Below are 1,418 nucleotides of genomic sequence, written 5' to 3'. Positions count from 1 at the left end.
GAGCTAAAAAAGATATATGGTAGTGAGGCCGGATTTAACAAAGGTAAGCACGATGACAAATAATAGCTCCGGCTTCGCCTCCACTTTCATTTGCTCGTGTTACCGACGTTAGAACACTAAGGAAAGTATGCAGATACCGTTACTATCTATAGATAAAAATTATGAGTCTTTAAGTGATGCAGAAGTAACTGCCAAGGTCATGGATAGTTACATATGCGTGATGAGTCTGAATATGTTGGACTTTCCAAAAAGGAAAGAGCACATATTGGAGTTAGTCACTCATAAACTTCAATATTGGGAAAGGTTAATTGAAGAAGCAAACGAACTGTTTTGGCTAAAGAATGAAGGTAGGGGGTGGGCTGTTTTTTACCCTAATCAAGATTGTGGCTATACAAGAATTTATAGATATAAGCCGTCAAGAGATCACGATATTCGAAGAGATAAACCATGGGATATAGGCTCATGGAAGTATATTCAATCGGAGATCTCGTTATTAGATATTCTTAATTCAGTTGAATACTCTGAAATATTCAAAAACTGGAAAGCACACCAGTTAAAAGTTAATTCTGTCCCTACGGAGTTTGCAGATGGACGGGTTTCAAACACAACAGTAGATAAGGCAATGCTTGTCACAAAAGGAAATGGTTGTGCTGTTTGTGGGGCTTCAGCCGGTCACCATGCCACTACCACACTGAGTGAATATAGTACTGTTATGCTATCCATTTCACTTTGTGAAGCTCATAGGTTAGAAGCTAGTAAACACCCTTGTATACTCAAGTTTTTTGGCACTCTATTTTTCTTAAACCTAGATATTCCAGACTTAATAAAGTTAGATCATATTCCCGATGATTTGGTCACTCCTTTAGCTGATATAATTGCTTCAAATTTGAATGCACAATTTGATAAGCCAGAGAAGAGAAAGCGAGGTTGGCACATTCGGTTCGAAATGCAAGATGGTTGGTCGTGGTTGCTTCGACTTAACACGCTGACGGACTACGCTTATATGCTGTTTAACTCTTCAGGCAAACAGGTTCACCGCATAGATTCGGCTGATGATCATCCTGCTGTGCCATTTGGTCCAGATCACCAACATTTCAACCCTAAAACAAAACGAGAATCAATAGAACCTAGTTTTTCCTATGGAATTCCCTTGTTGGACTTTCCATTGTTCGAAAAAAGTAAGGACTACTATGCTAGAAAGTAGTGTTCTAACACATATGAGCCATTCTCTAGTCAATAAGCAAAAGTAATTATTTTCGGTCACTTCTGTGACCAAATATCAGTTAATTAGTAATATTATCTACTTCGTCGCCCCTGAAAAAAAGCCTAACCTTCTGATATTTAACAAATAATCTCTAATCAAGAACCCCTTTTTCGACCAAAAATGTTAGAATAACTCTCAACTTTTTGGTCGAAAT

The 1,418-nt window shown here is 37.9% G+C and carries 1 protein-coding gene; it reads left to right on the top strand.

The window, feature by feature from the left end; translation table 11 throughout:
• The first annotated feature begins 127 nt into the window (after positions 1 to 127).
• Positions 128 to 1,204, top strand: a complete 1,077-nt coding sequence (locus ABVT42_RS22330) for a hypothetical protein (protein WP_353898191.1) — start codon at positions 128 to 130, stop codon at positions 1,202 to 1,204.
• Positions 1,205 to 1,418 lie beyond the last annotated feature (214 nt).

The organism is Aliikangiella maris (assembly GCF_040719265.1).
Taxonomy (GTDB): domain Bacteria; phylum Pseudomonadota; class Gammaproteobacteria; order Enterobacterales; family Kangiellaceae; genus Aliikangiella; species Aliikangiella maris.
Note: the sequence above shows the minus strand (reverse complement) of the source record. Positions and strands in the feature narration are given on the sequence as shown.